The organism is Herbaspirillum sp. RV1423, assembly GCF_000577615.1.
Lineage (GTDB): Bacteria > Pseudomonadota > Gammaproteobacteria > Burkholderiales > Burkholderiaceae_D > Herbaspirillum.
Window position 1 is genome coordinate 46,882 of the sequence record NZ_CBXX010000041.1, and the last position, 16,545, is coordinate 63,426.

Below are 16,545 nucleotides of genomic sequence, written 5' to 3' on the forward strand. Positions count from 1 at the left end.
ATTTCGGCAATTGATGGCTTTCCTACTCGCCGAGGAAGCCGGCACCTTCGTGCGAGCAGCCGATCGCCTGTGCGTTTCGCAGCCCTCATTCACCGCGCTGATACAGGAATTGGAAAGCGAGTTGGGTGTGAAGCTGTTTGACCGCTCCACGCGCAACGTCAATCTCACCTCAGCCGGCAGGGAATTTCTGGTGCGTATCCAGAGACCCGTGCTGGATCTCGAAGAAGCCTATAACCACATGCGCGACCTCGCCACGGTCAAGCGTGGCGCTATCGTGCTAGGGTCGTTGCCATCGACGGCCATCACGCTCATCCCCAGCACTCTGCGTGAATTGCAACGCACTCATCCGGCGCTGCAGATCCGCGTCGTTGAAGCTCATCACGATCATCTTTTGTCGATGCTGCGTACCAACGAAGTTGAGCTATGCCTCGGCACCTTGCTGAACCCGGTCACCGGTCTTGCTTTCCGGCCATTGTTAAACGACCGCTTCGTGGCGGTATATTCCCAGAGTTATCAAGTCGCCATTCCGGAGCGCATGACGTGGCGTGACCTGGCGCCGCATGATCTGATTCTGACTTCGCAGGGATCGACGCCGCGCACGCAATACGACCGCGCGGTACAGGATGCGCCAGCACGTACCGCGTCGCGCTATGACGTGACGCACATGACCACCGCAGTCGAGATGGTGCGCCAGGGTCTGGGCATCGCCGTGCTGCCTCTGTTGGCATTGCCGGCATTGCGCATCGACGATCTGCTGACGCGACCGCTGATCGACGACTCCGCACAACGCACGATAGGCGTACTGTATCGCGAGGACCGTGAACCGTCGCCTGCAGCAGAGATATTCATGGATGCACTGAAGGTTGTTGCCACGCAATTTGCGGAGCGACATCATATGCCGCCTTTGACGACAGCGCGTATTTCGCAGGGCGGCAGCCGATCTTTCGTAAAACGAAGCACATCTAAAAAATGATGATGGGAGTCCTGCAGCGTCGGGATTGACATGCCCAGCGCTGCCCCACCCGGCGAGACGAAGAGGCAATAAATCCAGACGGCACTCATTTACGATGATGTCCACAATCGTAAATAGCGGACATTCAAATTCCTCGCCTGTATTTCATAAGGTATCAATTCATAGGAATGTCCTAAGACTAAATGGACGAGTAATTGACATATTTATCTTTCATGTAATATATTAAGTTACATGAGAAGAGATAGCCGATTATCAGGAGTACTTCACATTCTGCTGCACCTTGCAGAGCACCAAAGCCCCATGACTTCAGAACTGCTTGCTAAGGCTATGGATACTAATCCAGTTGTAGTTCGGAGAATCATGGCCGGTTTGAGGGAACAGGGATATGTTCAATCAGAAAAGGGACATGGTGGCGGCTGGACGCTCGTTTGCGACTTATCAACAGTTACATTGCGCGACATCTATATTGCGCTTGGAAGCCCTTCCTTACTCGCGATGGAGAGTAGAAGCGAGACGCCGGATTGCCTTGTGGAGCAAGCGGTCAATGCAGCACTCAATAAAACATTTGAAGAAGCAGAGGCGTTACTTATCTCTCGGCTAGGAGAAGTGACATTGGCTATGTTGAGCGCTGATTTTCACAAGCGCTTTAGGAAAGCAAAAAAGAAGATGGACGATTAATGGACAACAAAAAACTTCTAGCAATATTCAATCAGCAAGCCGCATCTTATGACAACCAATGGGAAAAGTTGGCCCCTTTGCGGGATGGGTTGTACCTGCTCCTAAGCGCAGTACTTTCCGATTTACCTAACAATGCGAGAATCCTCAGTATCGGCGCTGGAACTGGTGCTGAAATAATTTCTCTTGCTGAAAAATTCCCAGGGTGGCATTTCACTGCGGTTGAGCCGTCGGGGCCGATGCTTGAAGTTTTTCGTCACAAAGCCGAAAAACAAGGTATTACATCACGTTGTACTTTTCACGAAGGTTATTTGGATTCGCTTCCAAAGGGTGAAGCATTCCATGCCGCTACATCTCTCCTAGTTTCTCAGTTCATACTTGAGCAAGATAAACGAGTTGGATTTTTTCAAAGTATCAAACAGAGACTTCGCCCCGACGGATATTTAATCAGTTCGGACCTCTCTTCTGACGTAGATTCATACAGCTATCTGAATTTATTGGAAATATGGATGAGAATGATGAGTAATGCCGATGTTGGGCCTGAAAAGCTCAATCAGATGCGTACTGCATATGCGCGAGACGTTGCAATCTTGCCGCAAGAAAAAGTCGGGGAAATAATTGCTTCAGGTGGATTTGAACAGCCGACACTTTTTTATCAGTGCGGGCTTATTCATGCATGGCGTACCAAGGTTAACGTTCCTTGAAACATCTCAATGTCGGGTCTCGGCGGCGGGTTCAACCGGTGAGTGCAACATACTAAAGCTGTGCGAATAGCAGGAGTGTTGCAATGGGGCGCTGAACAAGGATCATCTATACTGATAGCCAGAAGGCCATGATGTGGGATCGCTGGAGGAAGGGGGAGTCCCTCCAGCAAATTGCACAGCTATTTGATCGCAATTACTCCTCTGTATCGAATATCCTGGCAGTAAGTGGTGGCATCAGACCACCACAAAGAACACGCGCCAATACGGCGCTGTCTTTGGCAGAACCAGAAGAGATTTCCCGTTCGATGGTTGCCGGCCAATCCATACGCGCCATTGCAAGGAACCTGGAGCGATCGCCATTGACGATCAGCAGGGAGTTAAGCCGCAACGGCGGTGCTGGGAATTACCGCGCGTCTCAAGCGGACCGGGCCGCCCATCGCGCCAAACCTTGTAAGCTACTGGAGGACCACCGGCCAGCTAGACTCGTCGCGGTCAAACTGCGTCAGCAATGCTCCCCCAGCAAATAGCAGGATGGCTTAAGCATAGTTATCCAGACGATAGGGAATTGCATGTGTCGCACGAAACCATCTATCGAACACTGTTTAAATGGGGTGGCTACCTGAGAACCAATTTATCGCTTGCGGGCATCGAACCGTCAGAGATCGATACCATCCTGCTCACACACGCCCATCCTGATCATGTCGGAGGGTTGGTGAACAGGGCCGGACAAATTGCTTTTCCAAATGCGGAGCTTGTTGTTCATCAGAGAGAGGTCGAATTTTGGCGGGATGACGGCAATCTAAGTCGTGCCAGCGAGCGTGCTCGCGGTAACTTTCTGATAGCACGTCAAGTGTTCGACGGCTATCGCGACCAGCTTCGTACTTTCGATGCAGGGGAGGTACTTCCCGGTATCAGCGCGATGCCGCTACCGGGACACACAGATGGGCACTCTGGATATCTTCTCGAATCCCATGATCAGGGCCTGCTGGTTTGGGGGGATATTGTTCATTTTCCTCATATCCAGATTAAACGGCCTGACGTATCGATCGCATTCGATCAAGACCCTTCTCTGGCAGCCGCCACACGCTCACGGCTTCTGGACCTGGTCAGTTCGGAAGGACTTTTGATCGCCGGCATGCATTTGGGAGAGCTGGGCTTTGCGCGAATAAAGCGAATGGGTGGGAGCTACGGTCTACTTTATGAGACAGAAGCATGAGGCCATGGACAGAAGCAATCATGTTTGATATCACGCTGTAGTAACTGCGAACTCAATGGTGCTGTGATAACAGCAACGTCGGTCGCTTCGTGCTTACTGCAAGGTGAAACAGACGCATGAACGTCGATCGCCAACACATCTGAACGTCCGCTGTAAGCGGGTGTGCAACACGGTTCGCCACCTGGTGGTCCAGTTCGACGCCGTTTGGAAGCAGGCATGGCATTCGGCAACCTTCCATGGCGGATACTGAGTGCATAGGAATCCGGATGCTGAATTAAGACACTACTGATTTGATGCGCTGAGTCCTCAGCAAAGGTCCAGGGGACTAGAAAGAAGTTGGCCAGACCATGGCAGCAAGTACGACGGTCAGCAATCCCAGGTACACTGTCGCATGAACCCTGTCGGGGATGCGGCCAATCCAGGGGGAAGCAAGGTGTATGCCCGCCCAGGAGCCGAGCACGAGCACTGCCCATGCACGCAGGTCCACATATCCGACGTGCCAGTCTCCCTGAGAAGGCATGCCTGCCAACGCCATGCCGACATAGGTTGCCGAACCTGCCAATGCCACGGGCAATGATAGAGGGTTAGCCATCGCAGTGGCACCGGTCATGCTGATACCTTGACGCCGCAGCAGTGGCACTGTCATTACGCTTCCGCCCACGCCCAACAGTGCGGCCACCCAGCCCACGATGAGACCTGCCAAAGCTGTCGCACCCAATGTCAGACGGTATTGACCGCTCCCAGTTTGGTTAAGAAATCCAGGGCGCAACAAGCAGTCCAGTATGGTGAACGCCAGAAAGGCCGCAAATGCCCAGCGCAACCAAACACCTTGAAGCGCAGTTGCCGTCAGGGCTCCGAGCATCGCACCGCATGCTATGAAAGGTAGCATTGGGCGTATGTGAGACCAGTCCAACGACCCTGCTCGGTGATGCCTTCGAGTGGCAACCAGTGAGCCGAAAATCATGACGCAGGTGGAGGTGGCCACTGCAACGTGCATTGCGGACTGTGCAGCCAACGTACCGGGCTCGCTCAGATGCGAGATGGACTGATAGAGAAGCGGAACGACGACGAACCCACCGCCGAAGCCAAATAGAACTGTGGTTACCCCTGCGATGCATCCGCAGGCTGCCAGCGACAAGTAAAACTCCATAAAAGCCTCAATTTGCAAAGAATGCTTTATGTTATTCTTTGCGTTTTTGGCTTGCTTTCGACGATTAGCCAACAATACTCGTTCTTCGGCCAATATTTCTTGGGTGCTGCTTTGCTAAACTTGCCTCTCGACGCCGTTGACGCGCTCCCTCGCGACGTCCTTGCTATCGAAACGGAATACGCGCAAGGCACACTGTTAGAAACGCATAGCCACCGTCGCGCTCAATTTCTCTATGGGAAAACTGGCCTGATGGAAGTGGAAACGGACGATGGTGCATGGGTCGTTCCGCCGCACAGTGGCGTTTGGATACCCGCAGGAGAGCCGCATCGAGTACGCATGGTAGGCGTGAGCACTTGCAGCCTGTACATCGAACCTGCAGCCGCTCCCCGATCTGGTGCTCAGTGCGAAGTGCTGATGGTATCGCCAATGTTGCGGCAGCTCCTGCTTGAAGCGGTGGACACTCCTGCGCTCTACGACCTAGACGGCCGCGATGGCTTGCTGATGAGCCTCGCGCTGCATGAAATTGCCCGTGCCAGCGTACTGCCATTTTTTGCCCCGCTGCCGCGGGACGCTCAGCTTGCTTCACTGTGTATTGCGTTTCTTCATCGCCCCTTTGTCCATACACCACCCAGCGAGTGGGCCAAGAAGCTGCACCAGAGCGAGAGGACCTTCAGCCGATTCTTTCGCGCAGAGACGGGCATGGCCTTCGGCGAATGGAGACAGCAGGCATGCCTTATTTCAGCCTTGGCCCTGCTGGCTATGGGAAAGCCAGTGACCGCTGTGGCGCTGGAACTTGGCTACGAAAGCCCAGGAGCGTTTTCCACCATGTTCCGCAAGAGGCTGGCATGTCCACCCTCGGAGTTCGTCAGGTCACAGATGACCGCTCCCAGTCGAGCCCGGACACCTCATTGATTGAATTCGTGTCCACACTGTTGACCGTTGCGCTACTGGCGCCAATGGCGGGTGCCGGGCGAGCAATTTGAATTTTTGTAGAACGGGTACCGCGGCATTGGGGACCATCGGGAAAATTTGATGATTGGCGGCTTTGGGGCGGAAGCTGACGTCCGCAACCGGCGAGGCTGTGTAAAACGCAAATCTGCAAAAAAATCGTGGGCAGGGAGATCCTTTTCGATATCGAAAAAATTGAATAGCGACCGATTTGAGAGGTCGATTTTTCAACCGGTTAAAAATTCCAACGTTTTCACACAGTCTCGGCCAGGAGCTGTCATCTACGATATGAAATATCAACGTGAACTTCAGAACCTGATCTTGAATGACGCCATTAGGCTACGTTTGTTGCGATTGGTCGCAGTACTAGATCTGCCTGATTGTTGGGTGGGAGCGGGATTCATAAGAAATGCGGTTTGGGATTCTATTCATGGCCGATCATCCCGTATGCATCATGGTGATATAGATGTCATATGGTTTGATCCTTTACGTATAGACAAAGCAATTGATCATGAGTTGGAAAGTCTGCTGTCGAAGGCCGATGATTCAGTTCAATGGTCCGTCAAGAATCAAGGTCGAATGCATATTGGCAATGACGATGCCCCTTACAGCTCCGCTACCGATGCCATGCGATTTTGGCCAGAGACGGCGACTGCAGTGGGCATTAGAGTGGTTGATGGACATATCATTGAGATTGCTGCACCTTATGGCCTTGATGATCTCTATCAGGCAATCATTCGTCCGACAGCACGATTTCTTATCGATAAGAAAATCATCTTCGAAGATCGGATTCGGTCGAAGAGGTGGATCGAAGAATGGCCTCATCTTCAAATTCATTTGTAGGACCAGAATCGAGTCCGCAACCGACCAAGAACGGCCAAACCTCACGGCAGATTCGCCTACGTGCAGCAGATCATTTTGCCGTCATTGGTGATAGGGAGTTGGCGCAAAGCAACTTGCCCGTCGGTGGCAGATAATGCCGATGCTAGCTTTGAGCGTCCGGGCCCGCCAAGCCATTCATCGAAGCTCATGAGATGTCCGAATTCACGGCGCAGAGCGGCGATGTCAGCGTGCCCGCTCAGTCGGCCGTCATCGAATAGATCAGCGAGTCTTCCCAAGAACTTGTTCTCAGCGAGAAGGCTGTCGGGAAAGCGGTGGTAGGTGATCGGGTGACCTGCAGCCCGGCTGAGGCTATTCTCAAGGTCAGATGAAGTGTAGTAGTTCCGACTTGATCGGACAGTAAGGCCTTGCCAAATGGTGGGGTTACCCGGTTTGATAGAGGTGCGAATCTTTATTAAACCAGCGCGTAAGCGCCAAGGAGTAACCCCATGCGTAGTGTTCCTCAGAATGTGATCAAGCACAAGGTTGGGCTGCTCAATCTTGCTGCAGAACTTGGAAATGTGTCTCGTGCCTGCAAGGTAATGGGATTTTCCCGCGATACGTTTTATCGCTATCAAACGGCATTGGAAGCCGGTGGCGTCGATGCCCTGATCGATGCCAATCGTTGCAAGCCCAATCTCAGAAATCGCGTTGAAGAGGCCACGGAAGTGGCTGTGGCCGAATTCGCCCTGGAACAGCCGGCTTTCGGTCAGGTCCGTGTCTCCAACGAACTGCGTAAGCGCGGCATCTTCGTTTCTCCATCGGGGGTACGGTCGGTATGGATCCGACGCAACCTGGAGTCATTCAAGAAGCGTCTCTCGGCGCTGGAGCGGCACGTTGCCGAAACTGGCGAAGTGTTGACCGAAGCGCAAGTCGTTGCGCTCGAGAAGAAGCAGGAAGACGATGTGGCGCACGGCGAAATCGAGACGGCCCATCCAGGTTATCTCGGCAGCCAGGACACCTTCTATGTCGGCACCATCAAGGGCGTAGGCCGGATTTATCAGCAGACCTTCGTCGATACTTACTCGAAGTGGGCAGCGGCCAAACTCTATACGACGAAGACACCGATTACCGCCGCCGATCTACTGAACGACCGGGTATTGCCGTTCCTGGCTGAACAAGAAATGGGTCTGATCCGTGTCCTGACCGACCGCGGCACCGAGTATTGCGGCCGGCCGGAAGCACATGATTACCAGCTCTATTTGGCCCTCAATGACATTGAGCACACCAAGACAAAGGTCCGGCATCCGCAGACCAATGGAATCTGTGAGCGCTTTCATAAAACCATTCTGCAGGAGTTTTATCAGGTCACCTTCCGGCGCAAGATTTACCACTCACTTGAAGAGCTGCAACGCGATCTGGATGATTGGCTGGCGTATTACAACAACGACCGCACACATCAAGGAAAAATGTGTTGCGGCCGGACACCGATGCAAACGCTAATTGACGGAAAGGAGGCCTGGCGAGATAAAATCACCACACTGAACAACTGAATTTGACCTGACAACTGCATACGTCAAACCGGGTGACTGTCAGATCAGATCGCGACTACTACAGATGAAGTTAGGCTGTCACCGGCGATTTCGAGGGTCTTTCCGACGAACTGCTCTGGCGCCGAGAAGATGGCGGCAACTATCTTTCCTATATCGTCAACAGCAATCACCTGCGCACTCTGGCCCGGGCGTAAGAAAAACGTAAAAATGCCTGTATCTAATCCCATCCCTGGCAGCATGAGAAGCTCCATGAACGCAGCTGGCCGGACAATGCTCACTTTCAGGCCGCTGCGCCTGATGTAGGCTTCAATCTCCGACTTACTGTCGAAGTGCCCCATGCCGGTCTTCCCGTCTCCCGAGGCATTTGCCGACGTGTAGATAAAGTGCTGCACACCTGCTTGAACTGCGAGATCAGCAATAGCTATGCCGTAGCCCACTTCATCGTCATCCGTCACGCCATATACAGAGCCTTGGCCTGAACTCGGTTGTATGCTGAACACACCGTAGACACCTGCCATCGCTCGCTTCATTGAATAGAGGTCGGAGAAATCGCCCTTAACCAACTCGATGCCGCTAGCAGCGAGCGCTTTCGCTTTCTCTCCATTTAGATTGCGCACAAAAGCCCTCACAGGCCATCCGCGACTATTAAGCGCTCTCGCCACGGCACCGCCTTGCTGCCCGGTGGTCCCAAACACCAGCACCGTTCCTTTGGCGCTAGCATCTTGTGCGGCTCTACTGATCATTGACTGCTCGTCTTTGCTCATTCGATTCCCCATAATGAATAGAATCGATGATGGTATACAATTTATACCGGAACGCAATTACGCACCTGGAGGCTACCAGGTAGCCCAAAGGATCCCTCACCATGACTGCTGCTTCTCCGGAAACTCTAGAACTGAACCGTCTCATATTGGAAGAGATCACCACCAAATGGTCGCTGTTGGTGCTGGGATGCCTCTGCAGCGGCCCCTTGCGCTTTAACGCACTGCGCAGGGCAAATGATGGCATCACCCAGAAAGCGCTTACGCAATGCCTACGGCGCCTCGAGGCAAACGGCTTCATTACTCGCAGTGTTGTGAGTACGGCTCCTGTCGCAGTTCTATATGAAATCGCCCCCTTGGGGCGGTCTCTTGAGCCGCACCTGCGCGCCATTCTCAAATGGGCAGATGATCATCGAGAGGAGATACGGTCGCATCAGGCTGTTTATGCGAATAAGCAGCAGATAGATAATTAAAAATGATCAAGGAAACTCCTTCCTGCAGCAATATTGACGGGATGTCCATTATCGGCGCCATGAGCGGACCTCGCGGTGTGCGATACGCACACGCGCACGTATCGCATATCAACGTCCGGCACATAGCTCTAACGAACTTCGTTAAACCATTCGACTGCATCCGCGCCGGCCGGAACGCAGAATGCAGTTGAACCGTTTTGCACAACCTGCCAGACTGCTTCCGCAACATCTATCGAATGCGTCACTAAACCAACGTAATTTTGAAATCCCGACATCACAGCATTCATCGTGGCCGAGTAGTCCTCAGGGAATGCTTGCGCAATTCTCGCAGATGAATTGCTGGCGAATGCGGTTTCCGGCGCCATTCCAGGTAGCACCACGCCCACCCGTATGTTGAATTCCTTTAGCTCCAGCGCCAGGGATTGGGTGAATGCGACAATCGCTGCTTTGCTGGCCGTATAGACGGGAAGCAGCGGCAAGGCTTTGAGTGTCACGGACGAAGCCACATTGACGACAGTGCCTGTTCTGCGTGCCCGGAACTGGGGTAAAAATGCCTGCGTCATGGCCATTGTGCCGAACGTATTCGTTTCAAACACATCGCGTACGGCATCCATCGACGTGCTTTCGAACGGCCCCAGCATACCGACGCCAGCGTTGTTTACCAGGACGTCGACCGTCCCGGCTTCTTCGACCGTACGACGGATGCTTTCTGCATCAGTTACGTCCAGCTTCAAGATGCGCAAATGTTCGGATTTCGGCAAAACATCGTCACTCGGCGTACGCATGGTGGCGATGACTTTCCAATTGTGGCTCAAGAAATATTTCGCGATTTCGAGACCGAATCCGGAAGAACAGCCAGTAATTAAAACGGTTTTCATGTGAGTCCTTTTATCGTCAGGGGAAGCAGAACAATAGCTGGCATGGGCAAAACCATCTACAATCAAAAGTCCTAAATTTGTTTGCGAGAGTCCGGCATGGTTGACCCCTTGACATCCGTTGTCACTCTTCTCCAGCCGAAGATGTCGTATTCGAAAATTGTGACCGGCGCAGGACGCTGGGGTGTGCGCGGCAGATTCGAAGAAACGCCGTTGTGCTGCTGCGTCGTGCTGGAAGGGAAAATCCGCTATACGGTCGATGAGTCGCAGTTGGTCGCCGAAGCCGGTGATTTCTTGCTGATCCCCTCCATGTCAACATTTTCGGCGACCAGCTTCGAAGTCCCTTTCGAAAATGAATGGCAGTCCGAACCCGCGCTGCTGGAAAACGGCGAACATCGCCATGGCTCGGTATCAGCCGATGCGGATGTGCGATCGCTGGTGGGCTTTTGTCAGTTGACTTCACCGGACTCCACTTTGCTGTTAACACTGCTGCCGAAGCTCGTACACATTCGCGGCGATCTCCGCTTGTCAGCGCTGGTTCAGCTAGTCATCGATGAAGCGCGTTCGCAGCGGCCTGCCCGGGAAGTGGTGCTCGAACGCCTGCTGGAAGTTCTGCTGATTGAGGCATTGCGTTCGTCCAACAATGCCGTGACGTCGCCTGGGCTTTTGCGCGGTCTCGCAGATATCCGGCTGGCGAGGGCGATCCGGCGCATCCATGAAAGTCCTGAGGAGCCGTGGACCGTTGCGCTTTTGGCGAAAGAATCGGCGCTGTCCCGCTCCACTTTTTTCGAGCGATTCAGCGCAGCCCTGGGCGTGACGCCGATGGACTACTTGTTGTCGTGGCGGATGGCATTGGCAAGAAATTTTCTTGAACGAAAAAAAGCAATAACCGAGGTGGCGGCACTGGTCGGATACAGTTCGTCAAGCACTTTTACTGTCGCCTTCACCCGTCATACTGGCATGCCGCCGGGCCAATATTCCAAATTGCGGCAAAATACAGCAGCAGAAAATACCGTCAAGGTACCTGCAATGTCATGAATTTCACTCACTGACTGTTCCTTTGCTCGCAGAATTGGCCCTCTCTAACGGATCCAGTTTTCATCGCCAAACGGGTGCGATGCTCATTCGACAGCTAATCAATGCTTCTCAAATATATCAACGTTGTCTCAAGCACCAACTTGGCTGATTAAAAGTTGTTCATATGGCGTACAAGTACTCAATGTTTCAGCATTGACCGATGCGGCCCTCGCTTAACTTTCGGTGTCCTTCAACACCTCAATGAATGCGCGAACGGTCGCCGGTACATAGCGATGACCCGAGTAATAGAGACGCAAACCAGGGACGAATCCAACAGGGCGACAAGACGCCCATCGTTAAGCCATGGAAGCACGGCGGTCTCAAGGACGCAAGCGATTCCAGCACCATCAACGGCCACCTCGATCATCAGCATCGTGTGGTCGAGAGTCAGTACGCCTGGGACGTCAACTCTTGCCGAAGCCAATAATTGCGTAGCTCATATATCTTCCTTTGGTTTACCACGCCCTACGGGCTCCGACAATTGAATGGAGCGCCGTAGGGCGTAGCGCGTCAGATTTGCGCCAGACCGCCGTCGACGGCAACTTCGCTGGCGGTCATGAAGCTGCTGTCCTGCGACGCGAGAAAGGCCGCCGCGGCCCCGAGCTCGGCCGGATCGGCCATGCGCTGGAGCGGATTCATCGAGGCGAAGACCTTCATGCCTTCCTCGCCTAGCGCTGCCTTCGCGAGTTCAGTCGCCGTCGGTCCGGGCGACAGCACGTTTACCCGGATGCCGGTGCCCTTCAGGTCTTCCGCCCAGGTCCGCGCGAGGTTGCGCACTGCCGCCTTGCTCGCACTGTAGACGCTGAACGCCGGGGCGCCCGTGGTGCCGGCGCTCGATCCGGTCAGGATGATCGAACCGCCCTGGCCCATCAGCGGCAGCGCCTTCTGGACCGTGAAGATCGTACCCTTCACATTGGTGTCGAAGGTCTCGTCAATGTGCTCGGCGGTGAGCTTGCCGAGCGGAAGCGGGCCTCCCGCTCCGGCATTGGCGAAGACGATGTCGAGGGTCCCTCGCTCGGCCTTCACCGCCGCGTAGAGTCGATCAAGGTCGGCCAGATTGGTGATCGAGCCTTTCACCGCGCGAGCATTGGGCCCCAGGTTGGCCATAGCGGCGTCAAGCGCTTCCTGCCGGCGGCCGAAGATGAAGACGAAGGCGCCTTCCTCGATGAAGCGCTTTGCAGCGGCGAGGCCGATGCCGGTAGCGCCACCGGTGATCACTGCGGTCTTTCCATTAAGTCTGGTCATGTCATGGTTCCTTTGTTGGGGTTGCACAAGTATGTGGTCCTGGTTACATTAAGACAAGTATGCACTTTTTGGTAACCACTAAAATATGACGACACCCTCTGAAATCTGCGATACCGGCTGCGGCCTTAACGCTACGCTACGGATCATCTCCGGCAAGTGGAAACCGCTAATCCTGTTTTTCCTGCGCGACGGCCAGAAGCGCTACGGCGAGCTCAAGCGTTTGATCCCGGACGTCAGTAACAAAGTGCTGATCCAGCAGTTGAAGGATCTGGAGGCTGATCGCGTGCTGACGCGGACCGACTACAAGGAGGTGCCGCCGCGTGTGGACTACTCGCTGACCCCGCTTGGTCGCAGTCTGGCCGATGCTATCGTCCCGCTGTGTACCTGGGGAACCGAAAACGCGGTGGAAATGGCAGGCATCTTTGCCGAGCGAGACGCTTTGCCTTAGTTCGCTGTCCGCTGATACGTGAGCAAAGTTGATGGAGCTTCTCAAGGATTGGGGCAGCGCTCATTGTTTACCCTATTCGAAGTCCGTTATCGACCGAGACTGTGTAAAAACTCTGAATCGGTTCGAGGAATTGAGATCAGCGTCATCTTGATGCTGCATAGGTGCAGATAGAGCCGTCCTCTGCAATCCAGGCCATCTTTTCTGATGTCCGTGGTTCTGCGAAATGACGGCCCCTAAACGAGTCTCCCGACGCTAAAAACACCTAGCCGCTCATCATCCTCATCAGGGGCCCCACGACCAGCATGTTAATCATCCGCTTCATGTTGTATGCCAGGACATGCAAGCTCATCCTGGTGCTCACCCGTGCCTTGGTTCTGGTCAGGAAATGCGTAGCGCTCATCCAGGCCTTGATGGAGCCGAATGGATGAACAACACTTTTTCTTTGCTCGTAAAACGCCAGATCAAGCGCTCTCCGGGCGGGCATTGATATTCGTTGGCCCGTGCGTCGGAAATGAAGTCCGCTTTTTTGTCGGGAAAAAGTCTGCGCGTCGTCGCTGTCGCATTTCCTTCTGGCGATCCTGTCGCTGTACGCCTCGGCAATACCATTTTCGCTTTGCGTCGCCACGAGGCCGAGATGATTGGCATCTACAGGCACACATAGGTATTTGTTGCGACGGTATTCGCATCAACCCCATTTCCACCAGACATCATGCTGCAATCGAACACCATCAATCTGGCCCTCGTCGGTAATCCCAATTGCGGTAAGACTGCATACGGCTGATCAGCAGAAGTGAAAAAGGTCGTTTTTCCCTCGTTTCCAGACATGCGCTGATCCACCATCGGACACAACAAAACAAGAAATTTTCGGGCGACGCAATCCGAGGTTTCTCGATAAAATACACCGTCATCTTCCAGGGAATCGCGCCATCATGCACCGAGTTGGATTTTTCGTTTGTCGCGGCTACGAGACTCTTGATCTTGCGGGGCCGCTCGCAGCTTTCAATCACGTGATCGCAGTCGCTGGCCAGACTCCGTATGATCTTCATTTGATCTCGCAGCCTGGCGGCCCCATGATTAGCAATGCGGGATTTCCGCTCGAGACGAAGTCCTTCGCGAGGAAGAAATTCGACACGGTGATATTCGTGGGCGGAGATATCGAGCCGATGCAGACATCGGAGAACATCGCGGCTGCGAAACGATTGAGTTTCGCTTCCCCGCGAGTGGCAAGCGTATGCACGGCGGCATTTTTGCTTGCGGAAACCGGCTTGTTGGACGGCCGGAGAGCAACGACACACTGGGAGTATGCGGCTCAACTGCAATCGCGTTTTCCCCGCATGAAGGTGGAGGGCGATAGCATCTACATCGCCGACGGACACGTTTGGACATCGGCAGGCGTCGCTTCAGGAATAGATCTGGCGCTCGCCATGATCGAAAGAGACATGGGCGCAAAAATTGCGAGTGCCATCGCCAGGCAACTGGTCGTTCCCTATCGCCGTCCGGGAGGCCAGTCCCAGTTCGCAGCAATGTCGCAAATGGAACCGGAATCGGACCGTATTCGCATTGCTCTGAATTTCGCCAGGGAACATCTGTCTGAAGCACTGCCTCTTGAGCGACTCGCCGATGCTGCAAGATTAAGTCCTCGGCAATTTGGACGGGTATTTCGTCGGGAAACCGGAGAAACGCCGGCTAAGGCAGTCGAACGCTTGCGCGTTGAAGCTGCGCGGCTACGTCTGCAGGATGGTAGCGAACCGATCGAACAGATTGCTCTGGCTGTTGGATTTACCGATCCTGAACGGATGCGAAGGGCCTTCATCAAACTGCATGGACATCCACCGCAGTCGATCCGTCGTGCAAACAGATTGAGCGCCGGGCGCCGATTGGCCGAATGAGGCATTGGCGCTCGCGGGAAGTCATTGTCTCGGTCACTCCCGATTTCACCTGAGCGACGCGATCAACAGTCTTTGGACTGAGGGGAAAGATCGGGCTGCGAGCCCAATCCTCAAAGAGCCCAATTTCGGCAGGTCGTCGGATCGCTTCCGCCAGACCTGCCGCTGGGAGTACTTTCTCCCGGCACTTGGCCTCAGTCGGATTTCACCGGGCCGTAGTCATTCCAGAGATCCCGGTGCAGCTTCCAGACGCCTCCTTGTTTCAGGAAGATGAGAATCTGTTTGCCGCGGATCTGTAGCTTTCCATCATGATCGCGGACCTCGGCATCCGAGACTTCGGTCACCATCTGATCATTGCCGTAGAACTCATAATTGCTGAAAGATACCGTGCCGGGCTGGGAGCCGGCATACCCTTTGGTGAAATATTCCGCGATTGCGCGGGCCCCGGTGATCCTGTCGCCTCCGGGCGGCAGGAGCGAACCATCTTTTGTATAGAGACGGCCTATTGCTTCATAGTCGCCGCGCGCGAAGGCGTCCGCCCATCGCGCATTCTCCGCTTTGATGGCCGCAGAGGGGGGACGTGGTGGACCGCCGGCAGTTGCAGACGTCGCGAAGGTGAAAAGAGAAAAGCAGGCTGCGAAGATCGCAGCACGAAGACGAATTTGATGCATGTAGTGATTTCCTGTTCTGTTTTGAGTTGGAGCTGACTTCGCCAGCTTGGCAAGTGGCGCAGTCAACGTCGGTTATGGCTTTGTCGAGACCAACGGCGTGGCCTCAGATGCCTGCTCTGCACACGTTTCAGCGAACGCCGGGAATGCGTGCGAGCCCCCTGGATGCACCGGGAAGTTCTTTGTCGACCATCGCGATGACTTCCGGCCGCGCTTCTCTGGGATGACCGGAATGGAACGGCGGAGCGGGATCATATTCGATCGCAAGTTGGGTGAATTCGGCTGCCTGTTGACCGCGCAGCCTGGCGGCAACGCGGAGTGCGAAGTCGATGCCCGCCGTTACGCCACCGCCGCTCATGAAGCGACCGTTGTCGTCTTCGACGAAGCGATCCGGAATGCCGATGGCGCCATATTCAGTCAGCTTGTTGACGAAGGCCCAATGGCAGGCGCTTCGCCTTCCTTTGAGAATGCCCGTGGCGGCAAGCACCAGCGATCCGTTGCAAACTGACGTGACATGTTTGGCGCTTTCGGCCAGACGCCGGATCTGCGCCAGATACTCCGGACGCATCGGCGCTGACAAATCAGACCCGCCGGGAACCAGGAGCAAGTCCGTCTTGGCAATATCAGCCAGTCGCTCGGTGTTGCCGTATACGACCCCAAATTCGAGGGTCACACTGCCGCCATTGAGGCTCGCATAGCGAACGTTCGTATTCGGGAGCCGGTGAAAAATTTCGCTGGGACCGGCGAAATCGAGAAGGGTGCCGCCATCGTAATTGACGATCAAAATATTGAGAGGCTCGTTTGGGGCAAGCTCCCCCTGGCCGGCTGCCTGCGCAAGCGCAGGAGTGGCGCGACCCAGCAGCGCGCTGCCGCCCAGGATGGCGCCGAGCGTGGCAATGCTCCCCAATCTGAGTACGTCGCGACGGGAATGACCCGTGCTGATCGGTTGTTCGCCGAATGCGATGTTTTTGCTATTGTCGGTCAAGATAGTTTCTCCTTGTATTTTGGCTTCCTCTGCTAGCGCAGCCGGATTGGGCCGGATTGAAAGAACCGCCACGACGAAAGCGTGGCGGG

18 protein-coding genes and 3 pseudogenes are annotated in these 16,545 nt (G+C 54.5%); 13 read left to right on the plus strand and 8 right to left on the minus strand.

Features of this window, described 5'->3' with window-relative positions; genetic code table 11:
* Window positions 1-13: 13 nt before the first annotated feature.
* From RV1423_RS24510 to RV1423_RS30985, 5 genes and pseudogenes are all read left to right on the plus strand, one after another.
* Window positions 14-973: a LysR family transcriptional regulator gene (locus RV1423_RS24510; protein ID WP_231502499.1), complete on the plus strand. Its 960-nt coding sequence runs from the start codon at window positions 14-16 to the stop codon at window positions 971-973.
* A 231-nt stretch (window positions 974-1,204) separates the two neighbouring features.
* Window positions 1,205-1,651, plus strand: a complete 447-nt coding sequence (locus tag RV1423_RS24515) for an Rrf2 family transcriptional regulator (RefSeq protein WP_034302698.1) — start codon at window positions 1,205-1,207, stop codon at window positions 1,649-1,651.
* On the plus strand, window positions 1,651-2,352 hold the full coding sequence (locus RV1423_RS24520; protein ID WP_034302701.1) for a class I SAM-dependent methyltransferase: 702 nt from the start codon (window positions 1,651-1,653) through the stop codon (window positions 2,350-2,352). The genes RV1423_RS24515 and RV1423_RS24520 overlap by 1 nt, the downstream gene beginning before the upstream one ends.
* A 128-nt stretch (window positions 2,353-2,480) precedes the next feature.
* Window positions 2,481-2,956, plus strand: a pseudogene (locus RV1423_RS30980) (transposase); the annotation flags it as partial.
* Window positions 2,957-3,568 (plus strand): annotated as a pseudogene (locus RV1423_RS30985) (MBL fold metallo-hydrolase); the annotation flags it as partial.
* A 325-nt stretch (window positions 3,569-3,893) separates the two neighbouring features.
* On the opposite strand, the gene RV1423_RS24530 reads toward RV1423_RS30985, so the two are convergent.
* Window positions 3,894-4,718 (minus strand): sulfite exporter TauE/SafE family protein, encoded by an 825-nt coding sequence (locus RV1423_RS24530; protein ID WP_034302758.1) that lies wholly within the window; start codon window positions 4,716-4,718, stop codon window positions 3,894-3,896.
* Between the two features lie 111 nt (window positions 4,719-4,829).
* Between RV1423_RS24530 and RV1423_RS24535 the strand changes: the two genes are divergently transcribed.
* The 3 genes from RV1423_RS24535 (at window position 4,830) to RV1423_RS24545 (ending at window position 8,038) form a co-directional block, all read left to right on the plus strand.
* On the plus strand, window positions 4,830-5,630 hold the full coding sequence (locus tag RV1423_RS24535; protein ID WP_034302760.1) for a helix-turn-helix transcriptional regulator: 801 nt from the start codon (window positions 4,830-4,832) through the stop codon (window positions 5,628-5,630).
* A 120-nt stretch (window positions 5,631-5,750) separates the two neighbouring features.
* On the plus strand, window positions 5,751-6,509 hold the full coding sequence (locus tag RV1423_RS24540; RefSeq protein ID WP_231502500.1) for a nucleotidyltransferase family protein: 759 nt from the start codon (window positions 5,751-5,753) through the stop codon (window positions 6,507-6,509).
* Window positions 6,510-6,994: 485 nt separating this feature from the next.
* A complete protein-coding gene (locus RV1423_RS24545) occupies window positions 6,995-8,038 on the plus strand; it encodes an IS481 family transposase (RefSeq protein WP_034302706.1) in 1,044 nt (347 codons plus the stop codon).
* A gap of 44 nt (window positions 8,039-8,082) precedes the next feature.
* Here the strand turns inward: RV1423_RS24545 and RV1423_RS24550 are convergent, their stop codons facing one another.
* Window positions 8,083-8,802, minus strand: coding sequence for an NmrA/HSCARG family protein (locus RV1423_RS24550; RefSeq protein WP_051516931.1), 720 nt, complete (start codon window positions 8,800-8,802; stop codon window positions 8,083-8,085).
* A gap of 101 nt (window positions 8,803-8,903) precedes the next feature.
* Between RV1423_RS24550 and RV1423_RS24555 the strand changes: the two genes are divergently transcribed.
* Complete coding sequence (locus RV1423_RS24555; protein WP_034302707.1) at window positions 8,904-9,272, plus strand: helix-turn-helix domain-containing protein; 369 nt, start codon at window positions 8,904-8,906, stop codon at window positions 9,270-9,272.
* 128 nt (window positions 9,273-9,400) lie between these two features.
* Here RV1423_RS24555 and RV1423_RS24560 read toward each other — a convergent pair whose 3' ends face one another.
* On the minus strand, window positions 9,401-10,150 hold the full coding sequence (locus RV1423_RS24560; RefSeq protein ID WP_034302710.1) for an SDR family oxidoreductase: 750 nt from the start codon (window positions 10,148-10,150) through the stop codon (window positions 9,401-9,403).
* 96 nt (window positions 10,151-10,246) lie between these two features.
* On the opposite strand from RV1423_RS24560, the gene RV1423_RS24565 reads away from it, so the two are divergent.
* A complete protein-coding gene (locus RV1423_RS24565) occupies window positions 10,247-11,185 on the plus strand; it encodes an AraC family transcriptional regulator (RefSeq protein ID WP_034302713.1) in 939 nt (312 codons plus the stop codon).
* Between the two features lie 229 nt (window positions 11,186-11,414).
* Here RV1423_RS24565 and RV1423_RS30990 read toward each other — a convergent pair whose 3' ends face one another.
* Both RV1423_RS30990 and RV1423_RS24570 read right to left on the minus strand, forming a co-directional pair.
* Entirely contained in the window at window positions 11,415-11,648 is a 234-nt protein-coding gene (locus RV1423_RS30990) for a LysR substrate-binding domain-containing protein (RefSeq protein ID WP_081768992.1), read from the minus strand.
* A gap of 86 nt (window positions 11,649-11,734) precedes the next feature.
* Window positions 11,735-12,469, minus strand: coding sequence for an SDR family NAD(P)-dependent oxidoreductase (locus RV1423_RS24570; RefSeq protein ID WP_034302716.1), 735 nt, complete (start codon window positions 12,467-12,469; stop codon window positions 11,735-11,737).
* Between the two features lie 85 nt (window positions 12,470-12,554).
* Here RV1423_RS24570 and RV1423_RS24575 point away from each other — a divergent pair, with 85 nt between their 5' ends.
* Window positions 12,555-12,917 (plus strand): helix-turn-helix domain-containing protein, encoded by a 363-nt coding sequence (locus RV1423_RS24575; protein WP_034302718.1) that lies wholly within the window; start codon window positions 12,555-12,557, stop codon window positions 12,915-12,917.
* A 262-nt stretch (window positions 12,918-13,179) separates the two neighbouring features.
* Here the strand turns inward: RV1423_RS24575 and RV1423_RS24580 are convergent.
* Window positions 13,180-13,442: pseudogene (locus RV1423_RS24580) on the minus strand (hypothetical protein); the annotation flags it as partial.
* Here RV1423_RS24580 and RV1423_RS29385 point away from each other — a divergent pair.
* Both RV1423_RS29385 and RV1423_RS24585 read left to right on the plus strand, forming a co-directional pair.
* The gene (locus RV1423_RS29385) at window positions 13,429-13,578 is read left to right on the plus strand and encodes a FeoA family protein (protein ID WP_081768995.1); all 150 of its coding nucleotides are present in this window, start codon (window positions 13,429-13,431) and stop codon (window positions 13,576-13,578) included. The pseudogene RV1423_RS24580 and the gene RV1423_RS29385 sit on opposite strands and share 14 nt — an antisense overlap.
* A 268-nt stretch (window positions 13,579-13,846) precedes the next feature.
* Window positions 13,847-14,806, plus strand: a complete 960-nt coding sequence (locus RV1423_RS24585) for a GlxA family transcriptional regulator (protein ID WP_034302723.1) — start codon at window positions 13,847-13,849, stop codon at window positions 14,804-14,806.
* 191 nt (window positions 14,807-14,997) lie between these two features.
* Here RV1423_RS24585 and RV1423_RS24590 read toward each other — a convergent pair whose 3' ends face one another.
* Window positions 14,998-15,474, minus strand: coding sequence for a DUF4440 domain-containing protein (locus RV1423_RS24590; protein WP_034302727.1), 477 nt, complete (start codon window positions 15,472-15,474; stop codon window positions 14,998-15,000).
* A gap of 127 nt (window positions 15,475-15,601) precedes the next feature.
* Window positions 15,602-16,456 carry a DJ-1/PfpI family protein gene (locus tag RV1423_RS24595; protein ID WP_034302730.1) on the minus strand — a complete coding sequence of 285 codons (855 nt, stop codon included), beginning with the start codon at window positions 16,454-16,456 and terminating at the stop codon, window positions 15,602-15,604.
* Window positions 16,457-16,545 lie beyond the last annotated feature (89 nt).